General features: G+C 70.2%; 19 protein-coding genes. 8 read left to right on the forward strand and 11 right to left on the reverse strand.

The window, feature by feature from the left end; all coding sequences use genetic code 11:
• The 7 genes from IE134_RS17105 to IE134_RS17135 all read right to left on the reverse strand — a co-directional run.
• Positions 1-868 (reverse strand): NAD(P)/FAD-dependent oxidoreductase (locus tag IE134_RS17105; protein WP_229823634.1); only part of this gene is annotated, 868 nt, incomplete at its 3' end.
• 151 nt (positions 869-1019) lie between these two features.
• Positions 1020-2201, reverse strand: a complete 1182-nt coding sequence (locus IE134_RS17110; protein ID WP_189430947.1) for a hypothetical protein — start codon at positions 2199-2201, stop codon at positions 1020-1022.
• Between the two features lie 58 nt (positions 2202-2259).
• Entirely contained in the window at positions 2260-3516 is a 1257-nt protein-coding gene (locus IE134_RS17115; protein ID WP_030717929.1) for a sugar ABC transporter permease, read from the reverse strand.
• Complete coding sequence (locus IE134_RS17120) at positions 3513-4484, reverse strand: ATP-binding cassette domain-containing protein (RefSeq protein ID WP_030717932.1); 972 nt, start codon at positions 4482-4484, stop codon at positions 3513-3515. Before IE134_RS17120 ends, IE134_RS17115 begins: the two co-directional genes overlap by 4 nt.
• Before the next feature lie 70 nt (positions 4485-4554).
• Positions 4555-5634 (reverse strand): substrate-binding domain-containing protein, encoded by a 1080-nt coding sequence (locus IE134_RS17125; protein ID WP_189430949.1) that lies wholly within the window; start codon positions 5632-5634, stop codon positions 4555-4557.
• Between the two features lie 107 nt (positions 5635-5741).
• Positions 5742-7223: an FGGY-family carbohydrate kinase gene (locus tag IE134_RS17130; RefSeq protein ID WP_189430951.1), complete on the reverse strand. Its 1482-nt coding sequence runs from the start codon at positions 7221-7223 to the stop codon at positions 5742-5744.
• A gap of 58 nt (positions 7224-7281) precedes the next feature.
• Positions 7282-8337, reverse strand: coding sequence for a 2-hydroxyacid dehydrogenase (locus tag IE134_RS17135; protein WP_030717948.1), 1056 nt, complete (start codon positions 8335-8337; stop codon positions 7282-7284).
• 237 nt (positions 8338-8574) lie between these two features.
• Between IE134_RS17135 and IE134_RS17140 the strand changes: the two genes are divergently transcribed.
• From IE134_RS17140 to IE134_RS17160, 5 genes are all read left to right on the forward strand, one after another.
• Positions 8575-9225: a histidine phosphatase family protein gene (locus IE134_RS17140; protein WP_030717951.1), complete on the forward strand. Its 651-nt coding sequence runs from the start codon at positions 8575-8577 to the stop codon at positions 9223-9225.
• A 5-nt stretch (positions 9226-9230) separates the two neighbouring features.
• A complete protein-coding gene (locus IE134_RS17145; RefSeq protein ID WP_030717954.1) occupies positions 9231-10001 on the forward strand; it encodes a DeoR/GlpR family DNA-binding transcription regulator in 771 nt (256 codons plus the stop codon).
• Positions 9998-11470, forward strand: coding sequence for an FGGY-family carbohydrate kinase (locus IE134_RS17150; protein WP_189430953.1), 1473 nt, complete (start codon positions 9998-10000; stop codon positions 11468-11470). Before IE134_RS17145 ends, IE134_RS17150 begins: the two co-directional genes overlap by 4 nt.
• A gap of 193 nt (positions 11471-11663) precedes the next feature.
• Entirely contained in the window at positions 11664-11972 is a 309-nt protein-coding gene (locus IE134_RS17155) for a GNAT family N-acetyltransferase (RefSeq protein WP_030805466.1), read from the forward strand.
• A 34-nt stretch (positions 11973-12006) separates the two neighbouring features.
• Complete coding sequence (locus IE134_RS17160) at positions 12007-12312, forward strand: GNAT family N-acetyltransferase (protein WP_030717964.1); 306 nt, start codon at positions 12007-12009, stop codon at positions 12310-12312.
• A 133-nt stretch (positions 12313-12445) separates the two neighbouring features.
• Here IE134_RS17160 and IE134_RS17165 read toward each other — a convergent pair whose 3' ends face one another.
• The 3 genes from IE134_RS17165 to IE134_RS17175 all read right to left on the reverse strand — a co-directional run bounded on the left by IE134_RS17165 (position 12446) and on the right by IE134_RS17175 (position 16094).
• Entirely contained in the window at positions 12446-13630 is a 1185-nt protein-coding gene (locus IE134_RS17165; protein ID WP_189430954.1) for a pyridoxamine 5'-phosphate oxidase family protein, read from the reverse strand.
• An 82-nt stretch (positions 13631-13712) separates the two neighbouring features.
• A complete protein-coding gene (locus tag IE134_RS17170; RefSeq protein WP_189430957.1) occupies positions 13713-15452 on the reverse strand; it encodes a pyruvate dehydrogenase in 1740 nt (579 codons plus the stop codon).
• Positions 15453-15617: 165 nt separating this feature from the next.
• On the reverse strand, positions 15618-16094 hold the full coding sequence (locus tag IE134_RS17175; protein WP_097885586.1) for a carboxymuconolactone decarboxylase family protein: 477 nt from the start codon (positions 16092-16094) through the stop codon (positions 15618-15620).
• A gap of 61 nt (positions 16095-16155) precedes the next feature.
• Here IE134_RS17175 and IE134_RS17180 point away from each other — a divergent pair, with 61 nt between their 5' ends.
• Positions 16156-17142 (forward strand): pirin family protein, encoded by a 987-nt coding sequence (locus IE134_RS17180; protein WP_189430959.1) that lies wholly within the window; start codon positions 16156-16158, stop codon positions 17140-17142.
• A gap of 130 nt (positions 17143-17272) precedes the next feature.
• On the opposite strand, the gene IE134_RS17185 is transcribed toward IE134_RS17180, so the two are convergent.
• Positions 17273-18112, reverse strand: coding sequence for an alpha/beta fold hydrolase (locus IE134_RS17185; RefSeq protein ID WP_189430961.1), 840 nt, complete (start codon positions 18110-18112; stop codon positions 17273-17275).
• Between the two features lie 947 nt (positions 18113-19059).
• Between IE134_RS17185 and IE134_RS17190 the strand changes: the two genes are divergently transcribed.
• Positions 19060-19785, forward strand: a complete 726-nt coding sequence (locus IE134_RS17190) for a flavodoxin family protein (RefSeq protein ID WP_189430964.1) — start codon at positions 19060-19062, stop codon at positions 19783-19785.
• Positions 19786-19820: 35 nt separating this feature from the next.
• Positions 19821-20777: a DUF5996 family protein gene (locus tag IE134_RS17195; protein ID WP_030717996.1), complete on the forward strand. Its 957-nt coding sequence runs from the start codon at positions 19821-19823 to the stop codon at positions 20775-20777.
• The last annotated feature ends 38 nt before the right edge of the window (positions 20778-20815 follow it).

The raw sequence follows: 20815 nt of genomic DNA on the forward strand, positions 1-20815 counted from the left end.
ACATGGGCAGGGGCCGGCCGTTCTCCCCGATCGCGTAGGCGCAGTCGCCGGCGGCGTAGACGTCCGGGTGCGAGACCGAACGCATGGACTCGTCGACGACGATCTGCCCGGTGGCGGCGACCTCCAGGCCGGCGGCGGCCGCGATCGGGTGCACGGCGAACCCGGCCGACCACACGGTCACCTCGGCCGGCAGGACCGTACCGTCGGCGGTGACTGCCCGGCCCGGCTCGACAGCCGCGACGGCGGTGTGCTCGTGCACGGTGACGCCGAGCCGGTCGAACGCTTCCCGCAGATGACGCCGGGCCTTGGGGGAGAGCCAGGCGCCCAGTTCGCCGCGGGCGGCGAGCGCGACCGAGAGACCGGGCCGCGACTCGGCCAGCTCGGTCGCGGTCTCGATGCCGGTCAGCCCCTCGCCGACGACCAGGACGGACCCGCCCCCGCCGAGGTCGTCCAGGCGTTCGCGCAGGCGCAGCGCCGAACCCAGACCGGTCACGTCGAAGGCGTACTCGGCCACGCCGGGGACACCGTGGTGGGCGGCGGAGCTGCCGAGTGCGTAGAGCAGGGTGTCGTAGGACAGTTCCTCGGGCCCGTCCTCGCCGGTCACGGCGACCGTCCTGCGCTCGGGGTCGAGACCGGTCACCCGGGCCAGGCGCAGCCGAATCCCGGTGCCCGCGAACACGTCGGCGAGCTTGCGCCGCGCGATGTCCTGCCCGGCCGCCACCTGGTGGAGCCGCATCCGCTCGACGAAGTCGGGTGAGGCGTTGACGACGGTGATCTCGGTGTCGGCGGGGGAGAGCCGGCGGGCCAGATTCCCGGCGGCGAAGGCTCCGGCGTACCCGGCGCCGAGTACGACGATGCGGTGCTTCATGAGCGTCATGGCGGGCTCCTGTCTCGTTCGCGTACCCCTTGAACGGGACAGCGCCCCGATTGCTGACAGGGCACGGGTGTGACGTGAATCACCAGGGGGCGGCGGCGCGGGACCGTCTGTCACCCGCGCCGCGGAGCGGTCGGGGACACGCTCAGCGAGCGGTTCCCCGTACCGCGAACGGGTTCGGCACCGCCCCCGTCCACCGGTGCAGCACCGCGCGGCCGGTCTGCAGGGTGGTCCCCCCGGAGTCGACCGTGCCGGCCTCGGCCACGTAGTAGCGGCCGTCGTCGAGCGAGACCAGTCCGTACTGGCCGCCCGACTCGTAGCCGTACACACCGGACGGCTCGTGGTGCAGCCCGCGCGGGAGGAGAGAGACGATGCGGCCGGACTCGGGACGCGGCTGCCCCTTCACCTCGCCCCGGCGGGCGGGCTTCGAGCCGTCCAGAACGTAGAGCCCGTAGTTGGGGAAGGCCGCTTTCTTGCCCTTGTACACCGCCATCAGCCAGTTGCCGCTGTCCCCGTCGTACTCCAGGTTCTGGACCCCGTAGGTGGTGTTGCCGGTGTACGCGAAGAACTTGCCGCCGGGGGATGCGGGGCCGCTGGTGTGCAGCGCGTCCTCGCTGAGCGGCCGCTCGTACTTCCGCCAGTCGCGTACGTCGTACTGGAGCAGCACCTGGTGGTCGTTGTCGGTGCGGGCGGTGTTGGAGTACACCCCGTACGCCACCGTGAGCCGCCCACCGCCCCTGCCGTTCAGATCCGGACCGAAGGCGACCCCGTCGATGCCGCTGCAGCCGTAGCGGTGGTCGGGGGTGTTGCCGGTGTCGCCGTCGAAGACCCCGTCGCCGTTCATGTCGGCGGTGTAGTCCCGCACGACCTCCCGGAGATGGACGGTGGAGAGCACGTCGGTGGTCCGGGCGTCCATGTTCATCCGCGTGATCCGGGACCCGTCGAAGATCGCCACGTAGAACGCCTCGGCAGCCTTGTACTCCAGGGAGCCGTAGACCCGGCCGTCCGCGCTGTTGAAGTCCAGGTCGCCCAGATGCCCGGTGAGGCCCGTGACCGAGCCGATCGGTCGGCCCGCCAGATCGGTCTTGACCAGCAGGTTGGTGAAGGAGAAATACATGTGGCCCCGGCGGCGGTCGATGGCCGTGCCCTGGAGGTGCCCGGACGCCCAGGCCCCGCCGTCCACGGAGGCGGGCAGGCCGATGAAGGCGGACGAGGGCGGGGACGGCGTACGGGCATGGGCCGCGCCCCCGCCCGTCGCCAGGAGGGCCGACGCGACGACGGTGGACAGGAACAGGGTGGCGACGTGAGCGCGTGCTCGGCTTCGCATGGTTCCTCCGAGATCGTGATCCTGGGGTGTGCGGGCGCTGCCGGATACGGACGGTGTCTCAGGCCCTGCCGTGGGAGACCCGCGAACGCCGGGCGACCGCGTCCAGCGACACAGCAAGGAGCAGTACCCCGCCGGTGACCATGAAGCGGTAGGCGGAGTCGAGATTCAGCAGAGTGAGTCCGCTGGAGATCGACTGGATCACGAGCACGCCGAGCAGCGCGGCGAACGCGGTGCCCCGGCCGCCGAACAGGCTGGTGCCGCCGATGACGGCCGCGGCGATGGCGTTGAGGTTGACGTCACCGCCGCCGCTGCTCTGGTTGGCCGCCGCGAGGCGCGAGGCGGAGAGCATCCCGCCCACGCAGGCGAGCGTCGTGCACAGCACGAACGCGGTGGTGAGAACGGCCCTCACATCGACGCCCGCACGCCGGGCCGCCTCCATGTTGCCGCCGACCGCGTACATCGACTTGCCGAACGAGGTGCGGGACAGGACGTAGTGCAGCACCAGCACCAGGGCCAGGAAGAACACGAACATCCAGCCCACCCCCCGGTCCCGGTTGAGATACCAGACCGCCGCGCCGAGGCCTGCCAGTAGCGCCAGGCTCCGTCCGGCGAGCAGACGCCGGGACGCGGCGGCGAGACCCGCCCGACGGCGCTCAGCGGCGCGGGCGGCACCGGTCGCGTACAGGGCCGCCGCGCCGACGACGACCAGCGTGTACGCCAGCCAGGGCGGCAGGAACTGGAGTTGGGCGAAGGCGACGAGACCGGAGTCGAAGGGCAGGTTGATCGAGCCTTTGGGCCCGAGGATCCACAGCTGCACGCCGAGGAATCCGAGGAGGCCGCCGAGCGTGATGACGAAGCTCGGCACCCCGATCCGGTTGTGGACCTGGGCGTAGAACCAGCCGATCAGAGCCGCGAGAGCCAGTGACGCGGTGACGGCGAGCCAGGCCGGCAGCCCCCGGTCCACGAAGAGGACCGCCAGGACGGCGGCGCTGAGTCCGCTGATCGAGCCGACCGACAGGTCGATCTGGCCGACGAGGAGGACGCAGACGACTCCCAGGGCGATGATGCCGACCGGCACGCTCTCAAGGGCGAGGTTCGTGAGGTTCGCGCTCGAAAGGAAGATCGGGTTGAGGATCTGCATGACGACCCAGATCACGACGAGCCCGGCGAGGACGGGCAGGAGGCCGAGGTCGCCGCCGCGCAGCCGCTCCGCCACCGCACGCCGGCGACTCCGCGCCCGGCCGGACCAGGTCGTCGGCCTGTCGGCCCCGGCGCGGGCGAGTTCCGGGCTCGTGACAGCGGCCGGCTCGGTCATGATGCGTCCCCCTGGTGCGCCGATTCCGTTCCGCTGTCCGCTGCTCGCTCGCTCACGGCCAGGTCGTCGAAGGCCAGATCGTCCGCGTTCCCGCCGTCCGCGTGCCGGTCGGTTCCGGCCCGGCTGCCCGCGTGCCGGCCGTCCGTACCCCGGACGGCCTGGTCGTCCCCGGCCCGCTCCCGTCCGGCGCGGCGGCTGACCACGTTGTCCGTGGCTCCGGTGATGGCGGCCACCAGGTCCGCCGCCGTCGCCTCGGCCGCGTCGAAGACGCCGTTGTTCCGGCCCAGCCGCAGGACGGCGACCGTGTCGGCGACGGCCCGCACGTCCGCCATGTTGTGGCTGACCATGATGACGCCCAGGCCGCGCTCCCTCAGCCGCTCGATCAGATTGAGCACCTCCGCCGTCTGCGCCACGCCCAGCGCGGCCGTCGGCTCGTCGAGGATAATCACCTTGGGGTCGCCCAGCAGGGTCCGCGCGATGGCCACCGTCTGCCGCTGGCCGCCGGACAGAGCCGCGACCGGGACACGTACCGAGGGGATCTTCGCCGACAACTCCCCGAGAAGGGCGCGGGATCGGACCTCCATGGTCACCTCGTCCAGCCGCAGCCCACGCAACTCCCGCCCGAGGAAGAGGTTTTCGACCACGTTCAGGTTCTCGCACAGGGCGAGGTCCTGGAACACCGTCGCGATGCCGAGCCGCTGCGCCGTGGCGGGGGAGGGGATGGAAACGGTCCCGTGGTCGAAACCGACGGTTCCGGCGTCCGGCTGGTGCACCCCGGAGAGGACTTTCACCAGCGTGGACTTCCCCGCGCCGTTGTCGCCCACCAGGGCCACGACCTGACCCGCGGAGACGTCGAGGTCGACATCGGTGAGCGCGGCGACGGCGCCGAAGGACTTGCTGATCCCACGGAGCGAGAGCAGCGGACCTCCTGACGGCCCGTGAGGGGAGGGCAAGGACTCAGCGGTCATGACCGGCCTTCCGAGGCAGGCGCGCAGACGGGCAGACAGAGAAGGGGAGAAGGGGAGAAGGGGCCCGCGCCTATGTGAGGCCCACCTCGGCACAGGCGGCCGCGTACGTCGCCGTGCACACCTCGGTGGTCTTGAGCGGTTTTCCGTCACCCACCAGAACCTCCGCGATGTTCTCGCGGGTGACCACGGTGGGGGTGAAGAGTTCCGAGGGGGTGTCGAAGAGTGTGGTGTCGCCCTTGGGCTTCTTGCCCTGGGCGAAGGAGAACGCGGCGACGGCCGCGGCTTCCGCGACGGTCTTGATGGGCTTGGAGATGGTGTTGTACTGATCGCCCTTGATGATCCGCTGGGCGGCGGCCAGTTCGGCGTCGTTCCCGGTCACGGGAGGCACGGATACTCCGGCCGCCTTGAACGCCGCGATGGAACCGCCGCCCGTGCCGTCGTTCGCGGCCACCACTCCGGCGATCTTGCCCGGGAACTTACTGATCTGGCCGCTGACCCAGCTCTGCGCCTTCCCCGGCTCCCACGCAGGCGTGTCGTACTCGGCGAGGAGCTTGAACCCGCTGGAGTCGACCGCGCTGTGGATGCCCTTCTTGATCAGGCCCGCCGCCGCGTCGGTCGGCGACCCGTTCACCTGGAGGAGGCCGCCCTCGGCGTTGGTGGCCTTGAGGTGGTCCACCAGCGACGTGCCGATCATGGCGCCGATCTTCTCGTTGTCGAAGGAGACGTAGTAGTCCGCCTTCACCGCCGGGATCGGCCGGTCGTACGCGATGACGGGCACTCCTCGCCCCTGTGCCGTACGGACGGTGCTGGCCGCGGCGGCGGAGTCCACCGGGTCGATCACGATGACGTCGGCGCCCTGCGCGAGAGCGGAGTCGGCCTGCTGCTGTTGCTTCGCGGCGTCGCCGCCCGCGTTCTGGTAGAGCACCTCACAACCGCCGCACAGATCCTTCATCTTGGCCTTGAAGAGCGGCGCGTCGTACAACTCGTAGCGGGTGGAGGCGATATCGGGCATCAGGAACGCGATCTTCGCGTCCTTCGACGACTTGCCCTCCGAGCTGTTGGGCGCTTTCGTCGAACAGGCAGCGGCGGAGACGAGCACCGTCAGCACCGACAGAGCCGCGGCAAACGATCTGACAGAGCGTTGCTTCACTGGAATCTCCCGGTCTTCAGGCGGAGAGCCTCCTTCGCGTCAAATTAACATCGCGCGTGTTATGAGTGTCAATGGTCATGTCATAAATAACAGAAGGGTGGGAGCGCTCAGAGGTGCCCGGGGTGTCCCACCGGCCGCGCGTGAGCTCCCCAGACGGTCCGGGCCGTCGCCAACTCCGCCCGGTACCGCGCGTATCCGTCCTCGTACAGCTCCCGGACGTCCTCGCACGGATCGACCACCTGATGACGTCCCGGCGGCGCCTCGTACCCGGGGGACAGCGACGCCCTGGCGACGGACACCACACCGAGCGCGCCGACCTGCTCCTCCAGCGGGATACGGACGGGCCTGCCGAGGACGTCGGCGATCAGCCGGGCCCACGTCAGCGACCGCGTGCCGCCGCCGCACAGGGCGAGGGTGCCGCTCAGCCCCGCCGCCTCCAGGCAGTGCCGGGCCGCGTAACCGATGGCCTCGCAGACGGCCCGGACCGCGTCCGCCCGGCCGGCCGCCAGGCTGAGCCCGTCGAGTCTGCCCTGCGCCGACGGCTCGACGAAGGGGGCCCGTTCGCCCGCCTCGGACAGGAAGGGGAAGGCGCGGACGCCCCGGGCGCCGGGCGGGCTGTCGGCGAGCAGGGCGTCCACATCGGCCGTGGTCGCGCCGACGAGAGCGAGCACCCACTCCAGCGCCGCCGTCCCCACCATCGCCGGCATGGCGCGCAGCCACCGGTCCGGAGCCGGTGTGCACAGCCACATGCCGGCGGGCTCGGCGAGCGGATCGAGATCGACCCGGTCGGTCAGCACCTGGCTCGCGAGGGTCGTGCCGAGGATGAGGACCCCGTCCCCCACCTCAAGCACCCCGCTTCCGATCGCACAGGCCGGCAGGTCGTACGGCCCCGCCACGACCGGCAGCCCCTCGGGCAGACCGAGGAGTCCGGCGCCGTGGCCATGGAGCGCGAGCACCGTGCCCGGGACGGCCGGAGCGGGCAGCAGCCCCGCCCGCTCCGCGACCCCGCACGCTGCCAGGGCTTCGGGCGCGTAGCGGCGAGTACGGGGGTCGAGGAACGGCAGCGTCGCGTCGGAGGCGTCGAGGCACACCCGGCCGGTGAGGCGCTGGGCGACCGCGTCGACGCAGTACCCCGCGACGGCGGCCCGGTCCAGCGAGCGGGGCTCGTGCTCCTGGAGCCAGTTCAGCAGCGGGCCGTGGCACCCCGGGAACATCCCCGAGCCGGTGTGCGCGTACGCCGTGCCGATCGTGCCGTCCATCAGCCAGCGGGTCACCAGGTCAGAGGCCCGCGCGTCCATCCAGGAGATGGCGGGCCGCACCGGGCGGCCGTCGGAGTCCCGCAGCCACAGTCCGTCCCCCTGCCCGGTGAGCGCCACGGCGTCCGGCAGCCGCCCGAGTTGCGCGGCAACCTCCTGTACGACAGCGCCGACACCGGAGACGACGTCGTCGAGATCCTGCTCGACGCGACCACCCGGCAGCATCTCCAGATGCGAGCGCCGACTCGCGGAGGCCAGGGCTCCGCCCCCTTCGTCGAACGCCACCGCCTTGGTGACCGACGTTCCGATGTCCACGCCGATGATGGTCCTCAACCCTGCTACCTCCTGTGCGAGCCGATGGATTCCGGAGCGTCGGCGGCGAAGACGGCGGTCAGGACCCGCCGTCCACCAGGACGTCCCCGTTCGCGAGGTGCCGCAGCTTCTCCCCCCGCACGAAGCGGCCCACCTCGGCGGCGGTGATGGCCGCCGCACGGTGCGCCGTCTGCCGCGTCGCGCCCGCGAGATGAGGCGTGGTGATCACGTTCGGTACGTCACGCAGGGCCCAGTCGGCGGGGATCGGCTCGACGTCGTACACATCGAGGGCGAGCGCCCCGAGAGCCCCGCTGCGCAGCAGCTCGGGCAGCGGCGCGTGGTCGAGCAGCCCACCGCGGGCGGAGTTGACCAGGACCGCCCCGGGCGGCAGCAGCCCGAGCCGGCGGGCGTCGAGCAGATGTTGGGTCTCCTCCGTCAGGCGGGCATGCAGGCTCACCACCGAACTCCGGCTCAGAAGGTCGTCCAGCTCGACGAGTTCGACACCGTCGGCCGCGACCGACACCGGGTCGGCATACGGGTCGGCCGCGAGCACCTGCGCCCCGAAGGCGCGCATCACCCGCGCCACGATGCGGCCGATGGCCCCGTAACCGACGAGACCGACCGTGGCCCCGCCGAGCTCGCCGCCGACCTCCTCGTACGCGTAGAGATCGCCCCGCCAGACGCCCCGCTTCAGCTCGGCGTCGGCGGCGGCGATGCGCCGCATCGCGGCGAGCGTCAACCCCACCGCGAACTCCGCGGCGGCGGGGGCGTTGCGGCCGGGGGCGAAACTGACCCTGACCCCGTGCCGGGTGGCGGCGGCGAGGTCCACATTGACCGGTCCGCCCCGCGAGACGGCGACGAGCCGCAACCCGGGCGACGCGGCGAACACCTTCTCGGTGAACGGGGCCATCTGCGTCACACAGACGGCCGCCCCGTCCAGCGCCTCCACGAGCTCGTCCTCCGTACCGCTGGCCTCACGGACCTCCGCTACCGGACCGAAGGGCTCATGGGGCCAGGGAAGGGTCAGCTCCGTGAACTCCGGGAGCTCCCCGCCCGCGTGGGACAGCTCCTGACTCACCGCCTCGCGCATCAACGCGGGACGGACGAAGTGGTCGCCTGCGGCGAGGATGCGCATGACGTCGGATTCCTTCTGCGAGGAGAGCCGCTGGGGTGGGTGCCGAGCAGGTCGGAGCCGTGATCCGAGCCTGATCCGAGCCGCGAAAGCCCGGTCCCGGGCTCCGGTCCCGGTCTGTGGAATTTCTGTTAAATTTAACAGCGCCCACGTGAACCGGCAATGCACCAGGCCGACACGGGCGACGGCAACGCGGTCCACTTCGCCTGGACTCGGCCCGACTCAGAAAGGGCGGTCTCCATGACCACTCGTCTCCTGCTCGTACGGCACGGCGAGACCGAGTGGCACGCGGAGAACCGGTACGCCGGCATTACCGACGTCGCCCTGACACCCCGAGGCGTGGCCCAGGCGACCGACCTCGGAGCCTGGGCCGTGCGCGGCGGCGTGGACGCGGTCGCCTGCTCCCCGCTCAGCCGCGCCCGCCTGACGGCGAGCCCCGCGGCCGAGGCGCTGGGCCTGGCGGTGGAGGTCCAGGAAGGGCTGCGGGAAGTGGACTTCGGATGGGGCGAGGGCCGGACGATCCAGGAGATGGCCGATGAGGACCCCGAAGCCGTACGGCGGTTCCGCGAGGACGCCGACTCCGGCGCGTTTCCCGGCTCCGAACCCGTCGCCCGGGCAGCGGCGCGGGCGACCGCGTCCCTGCGCGACCTCGCAGACCGCCACCAGGGCGCAAGGGTGCTCGTCGTCGCGCACAACACCCTGCTGCGCATCGCCCTGTGCGAACTCCTCGGACTGCCCCTCGGGCGCTACCGGCGCATCTTCCCGCGGCTGGACAACGGGGCTGTCACGGAGGTCGAGATCCGCGGCACGGAGACGGCGCTGCGCTCGCTGAACGTACCCACAGCGCCGCCCCCCGCCCCCGCGCCCGGTCCGAGCCCTGCGGGAGACTGACCCCCATGACCAAGAGATCCGCCGAAGAGCGCCGACGGCTCATCGCCGACCATGTGGTGGAGCAGGGGACGGCCACGGGTGCCGCCCTCGCCCAGCTCACGGGCGTGAGCCTGATGACCGTCCACCGGGACCTCGACGACCTGGCGCGACAAGGGGTGCTGCGACGCTTCCGCGGTGGCGCGTCCGCCCTGCCCTCCACGGTGTTCGAGTCGAGCCTCGACTACCGGCTCGGCGTCAACACGGCGGAGAAGAAGGCCGTCGCGCGGGCCGCCGCCGCGCTGGTGGAGCCCGGCATGTCGGTGATGCTCGACGACTCCACCACCGTGCTGGTCATGGCGGGCCTGCTGGTCGACCTCGCCCCGCTCACCGTGGTCACCAACGCCCGCCGGGTGCTGGACGTCTTCGCCGGATGTGAGGGCATCCGTCTGATCGCCCTGGGCGGCGAGTACTCACGCACCCATGACTCCTTCCTCGGCATGCCCTGCGTCGAGGCGGTGGAGGCGCTCTCCGTGGACCTCGTCGCGGTCTCCACGTCGGCCCTCGACGCCAGGACGGCCTACCACCAGGAGCAGGACGTGGTGCTGGTCAAACGGGCGATGCTCACGTCGGCGGCGACGAAGGTGATGCTCATGGACCACACCAAACTCGCCCGGACCGCGCTGCACCGGGTGGGCCCTGTCGGTGACCTGGACCATCTCGTCGTGGACGACGGAGCGGACGCCGACCTGCTGGGCAAACTCCGCGAGCGGACGCGGGTCACGGTGGCGGCCGTATGAGCGGTGAATCCCGGCGCCCCACTCCGCCCTCTCCGGCCGTGATCGGCATCGACGTGGCCACCGCCTCCGTCCGCGTGCTGTGCGTCGACGGACAGGGACGCGTACTCGCCGAGGCACGGGCCGATCTCCCGCCCCCCGTACGCACCTCTACGGGAACGAGCGAGCAGGACGCCCGGTCGTGGTGGCCCGCCGTACGGTCCGCCCTGCGCCGCACCACGGGCGCGCTGCCCCGGGGCGGACGGGAGGTGATCGCGGTGGCGGTGTCCGCCACATCCGGCACCATCGTCCCCACCGGATTCGGCGGCGAACCGCTCGGCCCCGCCCTGATGTACGACGACCGGCGTGCCGCCGACATCAACGCCGAGGCCCAGCGGACGGGCAGCGCCCGGTGGGACGCGCTCGGCCTGTCGGTGGGCCCCACCGCCGCGCTCGGCCGGGCCGTGTGGTGCCTGCGAACGTACGGCCCCGCTCTGCACCACGTCCTGCACACCCCCGAGTTCATCGGCCGCGAACTGACGGGCCACCCCGTGGCCACGGACTGGAGCCACGCCCTGAAGTCCGGCTACGACGCCCGCGCCGGGGAGTGGGCGAACGAGGTCTTCGACGCCCTCGACTTTCCGGCCGGGCTGCTCCCGTCCGTGTGCGCACCCGGCACCGAGGCCGGGATCGTCGGCCCGGAGGCGGCCGAGGCCACGGGCCTGCCCGAAGGGTGCTCCGTACGTCTCGGGATGACGGACGGCTGCGCGGGCCAGATCGCCACCGGCGCGGTCGAACCGGGCCGGTTCGTGGGCGTCATCGGCACGACGTACGTCCTCAAGGGGGTGTCCGAGCACCTGGTGCGCGATGCGACCGGCGCGTTCTACAGCCATCGCCACCCCGACGGCTGGTGGCTCCCCGGCGGCGCGTCCAACACGGGAGGGGAGTGCCTGGCCGACATCGCCCCGGCCCGCCTGCCCGCGCTGGACGCCGCCGCGGCGGCCCGGGGCCCGGCGTCGTACGTGCGCTACCCGCTGTGCCGCGACGGTGAACGCTTCCCCTTCGTCTCCGGCGCGGCGCGCGGCTTCGACCTGGGCACCCCTCGCGACGAGGCGGACGCCCACCGCGCCGCGCTGGAAGGAGTCGCCTTCCTCGAACGCCTGGCCCTGGACCGGGTCGAGCGACTGGGCATCCCGGTGCTCGGCCCCCTGCACGCGGCCGGCGGGGGAAGCCGCAGCGCCGTGTGGACGGCGATCCGGGCCACCGTCCTGGACCGTCCGGTCCGGGTCGTCGAGCGTGCGGAGACGGCGTTCGGAGCGGCACTGCTCGCCGCGACCGGCACGCTCCACGAGGATCTCGCGGCGAGCGCCGCCGCCATGGTGCAGAGCGGCGCTCTCGTGGAGCCGGTGCCGGCCGAACGCCCGGCCCTGGAGGAGACTTACGGCCGGTTCGTCATGGCGCTGCGCGGGCGCGGCTGGCTTCCCGACGACTGACGCGGCTCCGCCCCGAGGGCGCGAGCAGGGCCGGGTGTGGGGTCTGTCCTCAGCCATCCGCAGGTGGGACATGTCGCAAGAGCGACAACCGGAACGACCTTATGTTGATGCGTCAACCTTCCGAGGTTAAGGTGAGGTGACGCTCGACGGGTCCCCGTCGAGCCGGTCGTGAGCAGGTATTCAAGGAGGAAACATGGCGGTCGAAGTGAGCGACGTGCCCGGGGCGAACCGCTATGAAGCCTACGTCGACGGTGAGTCCAAGCCTGCGGGCATCGCGCAGTACATCCGTACGGCGGAGCTCGTCGCGTTCGTGCACACCGAGGTCGAACCGGCCTACGAGGGCAGAGGCGTCGGGTCTGCGCTGGCCCGGGCCGCCCTGGACGACGCGCGTGCGGCGAACCTCCGGGTGCTGGCCACCTGCCCCTTCTTCGCGGGCTGGATCGCCCGGCACCCCGACTACCAGGACCTGCTGTACCAGTCCCGCAGCAAGGTCAGCGACTGAATTGGCCGACGGGCCGACTACACGGATGGGAACCATGACAACGCGCGTTGCGGACAACACTGATGAGTCACGTTTCGAGATCTTCGACGGCGGTGAGCTGGCGGGTTTCGTCGAGTACCACCGGTTCCGGGACGAGATCGCCTTTCTCCACACGGAGATCGACCCCCGGTTCGGGGGCAGGGGCCTCGGGGGAACGCTGGCCCGCTCGGTTCTCGACGAGGCCAGGAAGCAGGAGCTCAAGGTGCTCCCCTTCTGCCCCTTCATCCGCGGCTGGCTGGGCAAGCACCCGGAGTACACCGACCTGGTACCGGAGGCGCAGCACGCGCGGTTCGGGCTGTGACGCCTGCGGGGCCGCTTGACGCCTGAGCGGGCGTGTACCGCTGCGCGAGCGCTGATACGCCGATCGCTCAACGCCCTGCGGTACGCGGGGATGGCACCGGTCCTCGGCGGGCCGGTGCCCCACTCCACCGGAATCAGTGGACCTGACGCTCGTGCTCCTCGGCGAGATCCAGGTTCGCGGACACCCCTCGCAGGGTCACCAGCGCCCAGATCGCGGCGACGACTATCACCCCGGCGCCGGCGATACCGGTCACCGTGGCCGCCTCGGTGAACGCCTCCTTCGCGGCTGCGAGGAGGAGGCTCCCCGTGCCACCGCCGACCTCCCCGGCCACGATCAGGGCTTCGGCGAGCGTCGAGGACGCCCGGTCGAGCAGGTCCGCCGGCAGTCCGAGCCCGTCGGCTCCGGTGGAGGAGACCCTGGTGTACCAGGAGACGAGCAATCCGCCCAGAACCGCGGTACCGCGGGCGGCCAACGCCGTGGAGGTGTGGGGGGCGTAGCAGGCCTCCGTCTCGCTCCGGGCCGTCAGCCAGCCGGTGAAGGTCATCATGGCCAGACCGACGTTCTGCGGGCGGAAGGAGTGTGCGAGCAGGCCCGCGCGCCTCCCGCCGGGCGGAAGCAGACCCGGAGGTGACAGCAGCCGGAACCCGGTGTGGTCACGCCCGACGATCTCGACGGGCACCACGACGGGATACCCGTCCGCTCCCCGGTAGGCGAGCAGCCGGTACGGAAGGGGATCGACCTTCCGCGAGAGCTTGGCGACGTCGACCCGAGGTGCTGTGCCGTTCTCGGGCGCCCGCTGTTCCGCGGGGGCGTCCGGCCAAGCGGGTCCGGTGACCTCTTGCGGCCCGCAGGCGGCCAGGTCGGGCCAGGTGGCCATTCTCCTGACGTCGATATCGACGTACACCCGCGCTCGTCGGTACTCGTGCAGCAGCCAGTCCCAGGCCCTGCCGCTCTTTCCCGGGCCGAAGAAGCGATCGGACGCGTCGAGGACGTCGTCCAGCCGCTGGGGCGAAGGGCGCATGTCCACCACGGCGTCACCCTGGGCGAGGACGTAGTCCTCCGGGCGGGCGAGTCCGTGTTCGCGTGTGTGGTAGGCGAGCGCGACACGGGGATCGCGCAGGATCCGCTCCAGCTTCCTGGGGAAGCCGAGCGAGGTCGTGAAACCGATCCGGCCCGCCGCTCGGTCGGTGAGACCGAGCGGGGAGACGCTGACGACGACGGCGCCACCGGTCGGGGTGACGTAGGCGACGGCGACGTTCAGATCGCCTGACAGCACCTCGTGTGTCGTGTCGGACCAGTGCAGGGGAGTAGCGGTCATGAATCGAGCCCTCGCAGTATCTCTTCCATCGACGAAACGCTTCCTGATGCGGTTCGTGCGGGCCGGATCCGCTGACGCCCGTTCAGGGGCGGGGGATGTTGCGCAGATTCGCCCGGGCCAGGTCGAGCATCTTGCCGACGCCTCCGTCGAGCACCGTCCGGCCCGCGGCGAAGGCGAACCCCTTGATCTGGGCGGCCGAGATGTGCGGCGGGATGGAGAGCGCGTTGGGGTCGGTGACCAGGTCGACCAGGAACGGTCCGTCATGGGCGAGCGCACGCTTCAGCCCTTCGGCGACATCTCCGGGGTGCTCGATGCGGACCGACTCGATGCCCACGCTGCGGGCGACGGCCGCGAAGTCCACGGGCTCGTGGTCGGTCTCGTGCTCGGGCAGCCCTTCGACGAGCATCTCCAGCTTGACCATGCCGAGCGAGGAGTTGTTGAAGACGATCGTCTTCACCGGCAGATCGTGCAGCTTCACGGTGAGCAGTTCGCCCATCAGCATGCCCAGCCCACCGTCACCCGACATCGAGATCACCTGGCGGCCGGGGGCGGCGAACTGGGCGCCGATGGCGTGCGGCAGAGCATTGGCCATCGTGCCGTGCACGAACGAACCGATCACCCGGCGCCGGCCGTTGGGGGTCAGATAGCGCGCGGCCCACACGTTGGACATGCCGGTGTCCACGGTGAACACCGCGTCGGCGGCAGCGAGTTCGTCCAGCACCGAAGCCGCGTACTCGGGGTGGATGGGCGTGTGCCGCTCGACGTCATGGGTGTAGGGGGAGACCACGGCCTCCAGTGAGCGGGTGTGTTTGCGCAGCATCCGGTACAGAAAGGCGCGGTCCTTCTTCGCTTCGACCAACGGCAGCACGGCCCGCAGAGTCTCTCGTACGTCACCGTGGACCCCGAGCTCCAGAACGGTACGACGCCCGAGGCGGCCGGCATCGTGGTCGACCTGCACGCTTCGTGCCTGCGGCAGGAAGTCGTTGTACGGGAAGTCGGTACCGAGCAGGACGACCAGGTCGGCCTCGTGCATCGCGTCGAAGCAGGCGCCGTAGCCGAGCAGGCCGCTCATGCCGATGTCGTAGGGGTTGTCGAACTGGATCCACTCCTTGCCCCGCAGGCTGTGCCCGACAGGGGCGGCGGCGCTCTCGGCGAGCGCCATGACCTCGGCATGGGCGTCCCGTACCCCCGCACCGCAGAAGAGCATCACCTTCCGTGCCGTGTTGATCTTGTCGGCAAGCTCCCGCACCTGTGGGGCCGGGGCGACGACCCGGCCGCGCTCGGTGACCAGGCGGCCGGCCCCCGTCGGATGGACGGCCTTGTCGTGTGCGACATCGCCGGGTATCACCAGGACCGACACCCCGCTGTTGCCCAGAGCGCGTTGCATGGCGATCCGCAGAATCCGGGGCATCTGCCCGGGAGTGCTGATCATCTCGCAGTAGTCGCTGCAATCGGTGAACAGCCTTTCCGGGTGGGTCTCCTGGAAGAAGCCGGTGCCGATCTGGTGGGACGGGATGTGCGATGCGATGGCGAGGACGGGCGCGCCCGAACGGTGTGCGTCGTACAACCCCTGGATCAGGTGCGTATTTCCGGGGCCGCAGCTTCCGGCACACACCGCGAGCCTGCCGGTCAGCTGCGCCTCCGCCGCCGCGGCGAACGCGGCCGCCTCCTCGTTCCGTACGTGTACCCACTCGATGCCGTCCGTGCGGCGCACCGCGTCGACCACCGAATTGAGGCTGTCGCCCACTACGCCGTAGATCCGCTCGACTCCCGCCTGGCGCAGGACGTCCACCATCTGCTGGGCCACGGTCTGATTCCGCATCGCCGGACTTCTCCCCTCGGACTGCACATCCGTCTCGTGTGACGATCGGCAGCTAATATAGTTGACACGTCTACTTTAGGTGGCCGGGTGTCGTCATGCCGGAGAGGAGGTGCCGCCCGGGCCGGATCGGCCCGGCCGTGGAAGCCGTCGCCGACCGCGCCGGTGTCAGGCCTCCTTCACCGGGTGCCCACTCATGATCGAGACACGATTGAACGCGTTGATGCTGATGGCGACCCAGAGCACGGCCGAGATCTGCTCGTCGGTGAGATCGTCGCGTGCCGCGGCGGCCGCCCCGCCCCGCGCGGATCCGGTCAGGCTGGTCGTCGCCTCCGCCAGGGCCAGTGCGGCGCGTTCCGCAGGGGTGAAGACGTCCGTCTCGCGCCAGGCCGGCAGCAGCCCGAGGCGCTGCGGACTCTCCCCGGCTTCGAGCGCCGCGCGTGTGTGGGCGCGCAGGCAGTAGGCGCACCCGTTGATCTGGGAGACGCGGAGATTGACCAGTTCCACCAACGTGACCGGCAGGCCGGCGCGGGCGGCCGCCGCCCCGGCGGCCTGTGCGGTCCGGGCGAGGGCGCGGAAGGCTTCGGGGTCGAACTTGTCGATGAATACCTTTTTGTCGCGGCTCGATGCCGAGGTGATGGTCACTGAAGGCTCCCTGCGATCGAGATAAAGTTGAAGCGTCAACCATACATCTGGAGAGTTCAGCATGAGCAACGTCGAACGTGATCCCGTCAGCACGACCTGCGTGCAACGGCCGGATGTGGCTGAACCCGCCCCCCACCGCGTCGAGACCCTGACGCCGCGGGATGTGCCCCTGGGCGGCCCGCGCTCCATGAGCGTGCGCCGCACCCTTCCGCAGCGGGCCCGCAGTTTCGTCGGTGCCTGGTGCTTCGCCGATCACTACGGGCCCGACGACGTCGCCCGGCGCGGCGGGATGGATCTGCCGCCGCATCCCCACACCGGCCTGCAGACCGTCACCTGGCTGTTCGACGGCGAGGTGGAGCACCGGGACAGCCTCGGCAGCCACGCCTACGTTCGCCCCGGCGAGCTCAATCTGATGACGGGCGGCCGGGGCATCTGCCACTCCGAGGTCTCCACCGACCGTACGACCGTCCTGCACGGCGTGCAGCTGTGGGTGGCGCTGCCGAACGAACACCGCGAGGCGGAAAGGGACTTCCAGCGATACGTGCCATCGCCGATCCGCAAGGACGGCGCCGAGATCAGGGTCTTCCTCGGCTCCCTGCTGGAAGCGGTCTCGCCGGTGCGCACCTTCACGCCACTGCTCGGCGCGGAGCTGATTCTCGAGCCCGGCGCGTCCCTGACCCTGGGCGTCGACGCCACGTTCGAGCACGGCCTGCTGGTGGACGAGGGGGACATCGAGCTGAACGGGACGGCGTTGAGCCCTGCCCAGCTCGGATTCCTCCGCCCGGGCACCGGGTCATTGACGCTCCGCAACACATCTCCCTCTCGGGCCCGAGCCGTTCTGCTGGGCGGACCGCCTTTCGAGGAGGAGATCGTCATGTGGTGGAACTTCATCGGCCGCAGCCACGACGACATCGTGCGGGCCCGCCAGGACTGGGAGGAGCAGTCCGAACGCTTCGGCGCGGTGGAGGGGTACGCCGGAGAACGGCTGCCCGCTCCCGAGTTGCCCAACGCCACGCTCGCGCCGCGCCGCAATCCCCCCAGCTCCTGAACCGCGGTCCGCGGGAGCCGAGGTCCCGCGGGCGGCCGACGCCGGTCGGGATGCGCGACGCGAGAGGCTCGTCATGGCGCATCCCGAAGCGGCCGCCCTACAGGCGGCGGCGGTAACGACCGGACGGGTCTCAGCCCAGGAAGGTGCGAAGGGCCGCGTTGACCTCCTCGGCATGCGTCCAGAGCAGCCCGTGCGGAGCGCCTTCGATCTCCACGTACTGCGCCTCGGGCAGCTCACGGCGGAAGCGGCGGGCCGTCGCGTCGATGGGCAGGATCCGGTCGGCCGTTCCGTGCAGGATGAGGGCCGGCTTCCCGCTGTCGCGGACCGCCTGGACGTCGGCGCGGAAGTCCTCGATCCAGGAGGAGACGACCGCGTAGGCCGCCACCGGCGCGCTCGACGTCGCGACGTTCCAGCTCGCGGTCACGGCCTCCTGGCTGATACGGCTGCCGAGGGTGTCGTCGAGGTTGTAGAAGTCGGCGAAGAACTGGGTGTACCAGGCGTACCGATCCCCCTTCGCCGCTGCCGCGATTCCGTCGAACACCTCTTGCGGCACCCCCTCGGGGTTGTCGTCACGGGCGACGAGGAAGGGCTCCAGTGCGGCGAGGAACGCCAGCTTCGCGACCCTCTCGTGCCCGTACCGTGCGACGTAGCGAGCAAGCTCGCCCGTCCCCATCGAAAAGCCGACGAGAACGACCTCGCGGAGATCGAGACTCTCCAGGAGGGCGTTGAGGTCGGCGGAGAACGTGTCGTAGTCGTATCCCGTACCCACCTTCGACGATCGGCCGAAGCCGCGACGGTCATAGGTGATGACGCGATACCCGGCATCCAGCAGGTCCCGCGTCTGACGCTCCCAGCTGTGTCCGTTCAGCGGATACCCGTGGATCAGCACGACGGGCTGACCCGCTCCCTGGTCCTCGTAGTAGAGCTGGACCGGAGTGCTGTTCTCACTGCCGACGGCGATGTACCCCATCGTCTTCTCTCCTTCTGATGCGGACGAAAGTGCTGGTCAAAATGGTCTACGTGCTCGATGGGCGCGACCGTCGCGGAGGGGCCCGTTCTCGAAACAGAAAACATCGACGAGGGTCGCGTCCCCGCCGGTGTCAGCCGTTCACCGGACCGTCGGGGGCCACGATCGCGTGTGGCTCCGATGGGGTCGGAGTACCGGCACTCCGGGGGAATTTCCGTGATTTCGGTGTCCACTGTTCCGGTGCAACTGACGGTCGTCATTCCGCAGCCGCTCACTTGCCGACGAGCTGACGCGGCATGACCGGATTCTTGTTGCGAGGCTGACAGCGAAGTTTAGTTGACATCGCAACTCGCCGACGGCCCCCATATTACGAGGACTTCACCGTTTGGCAAGTCAGGGGAGGAGGGGCGGCTGATTTTCCGATCTCCTGTCGTCACGTGGCGCGTTCCCGGCTTCGTTGAGCGAATTCGGCCGCCACAGGGCGGTGCGGAGGCGTCTAGTTGACACATCAAGTTCTGGTGCTAGTGTACGGCGACATGCGCAGGCCACGCCGGACCGTGGAGTACTGGCAACCGCGATGAGGGATCTCCCATGAGCAGGGAAGTCAAGGCCGGAGTCGGCGCACTGCCGAGGCGCGAGGGAAGGTAGGAGCAGGTTCGGTGTGAAGAGTGAACGAGGTGTGCCCAGGGTTTTGCGGGCCCGGTTCCAGGGAATCTCCGGCCACGACGTCGGTCGATTCAGGAAGTCCATTCAGGAAGTCCATTCGGGAACACGCCGCGACACATCGCCTCGTCCACGCCCGCCTTCCGGGAGGCTTGTCTTTTCCCGTGCGGAAGCCGCGAAAGCATTGTGAACTCGTACTCGCGCACCATCTGTCGATGACCTGCCGCGCCGGAACGAACAAGTCGGCTTTCACGGCCGACAGCCGAACACCCGGAAGGACCACCGCGATGAATGCTCCCGTGATCGACAAGCCCGACTTCAGCGGGCTGAGTGCGATGTACATCAACTGCACCCTGAAACGATCTCCCGAGCTCAGCCACACCCAGGGTGTGGTCGACCGCAGCGTGGCCATCATGGAGGCGAACGGAGTCAGCGTGGACCAGATCCGCGCCGTCGACCACGACATCGCCACCGGTGTCCGCCCGGACATGACCGAACACGGCTGGGACACCGACGAGTGGCCCGCGCTCCTCAGGCGGGTCCTCGCCGCCGACATCCTCGTCATCGGCGGATCGATCTGGCTCGGGGACAACAGCTCGGTGACCCGGCGCGTCATCGAACGGCTTTACGGCTACTCCGGCGTGCTCAACGAGCAGGGCCAGTACGCCTACTACGGACGTGTCGGCGGCTGCCTGATCACAGGCAACGAGGACGGCCTCAAGCACTGCGCCATGAGCATCCTCTACAGCCTGCAGCACATCGGCTTCGCCGTCCCGCCCCAGGCCGACGCCGGCTGGCTCGGTGAGGTCGGCCCGGGCCCCTCCTATCTCGACGAGGGATCAGGCGGGCCGGAGAACGACTTCGCCAACCGGAACATCTCGTTCATGACGTACAACCTCCTCCACCTCGCGTCGATGATCCGCGACACCGGTGGCATTCCCGCCTACGGCAACCAGCGCTCGGCCTGGGACGCCGGCTGCCGCCCCGACAACGCCAATCCCGAACACCGCTGACCCGCTTGAAGGCGCTACCGAGGATGTGAGATGCGATGACCGCACCAACTGCCATGAACTGGCCGAGCCTGAGAGTCTCCGACTGGACCGCGACCCGCGACACGCTGCACATGTGGACCCAGATCGTGGGCAAGATCCGCATGGCCCACGCACCACTCGTCAACCACTGGTGGCAGGTGACGCTGTACGTCAGCCCCCGCGGACTGACGACATCGACCATCCCTTACCGCTCCGGGGCGTTCGAGATCGAATTCGACTTCGTCGGCCACCGGCTCGAAGTCCGCAGCAGCGATGGCGGCGTGCGCGGCTTCCCGCTCCGGCCCATGGCGGTGGCCGAGTTCTACGCCCAGATCCTGCACACGCTCGACGAACTCGGGATCGAGGCCCCGATCCATCCGCACCCCAACGAGGTCGAGCCCGCGATTCCGTTCGCCGACGATCACGATCACGCCTCCTACGACGGTGAGGCGGCGACTCTCTTCTGGCGGCAGTTGCTGCAGGCGAACCGGGTCATGGGGGAGTTCCGGTCGCACTTCGTGGGCAAGGTCAGCCCCGTGCACTTCTTCTGGGGAGCGATGGATCTCGCCTGCACCCGCTTCTCCGGGCGACAGGCGCCTCCGCACCCCGGCGGCGCACCCAACTGCGGCGACTGGGTCATGGTCGAGGGCTACTCCCGGGAGCTTTCCAGCTGCGGATTCTGGCCCGGTGGCGGTGAGGAAGGAGCCTTCTACGCGTATGCCTACCCCGAGCCCGAAGGGTTCGCCGATCACCCGGTCGGTCCGGAAGGCGCCTACTTCAGCTCCGAGTTCAAGCAGTTCCTGCTGCCCTACGAAGCCGTCCGCTCCGCACCCGACCCCGATCGCGCGCTCGCAGAGTTCCTGCACACCACCTACGAGGCCGCCGCGGTGCTCGGAAAGTGGGACCGCGCCGCGCTGGAGGACGACCCCATGCGGTGGGACGGAACCTCCACACCTCGCTGGTCGCCCAAGTAGCCCGTCGCAAGCTCCGGCCTCTGACATTTGTCATGCGC

The organism is Streptomyces rubiginosohelvolus (assembly GCF_014649875.1).
In the GTDB taxonomy this organism is placed as follows: domain Bacteria; phylum Actinomycetota; class Actinomycetes; order Streptomycetales; family Streptomycetaceae; genus Streptomyces; species Streptomyces rubiginosohelvolus.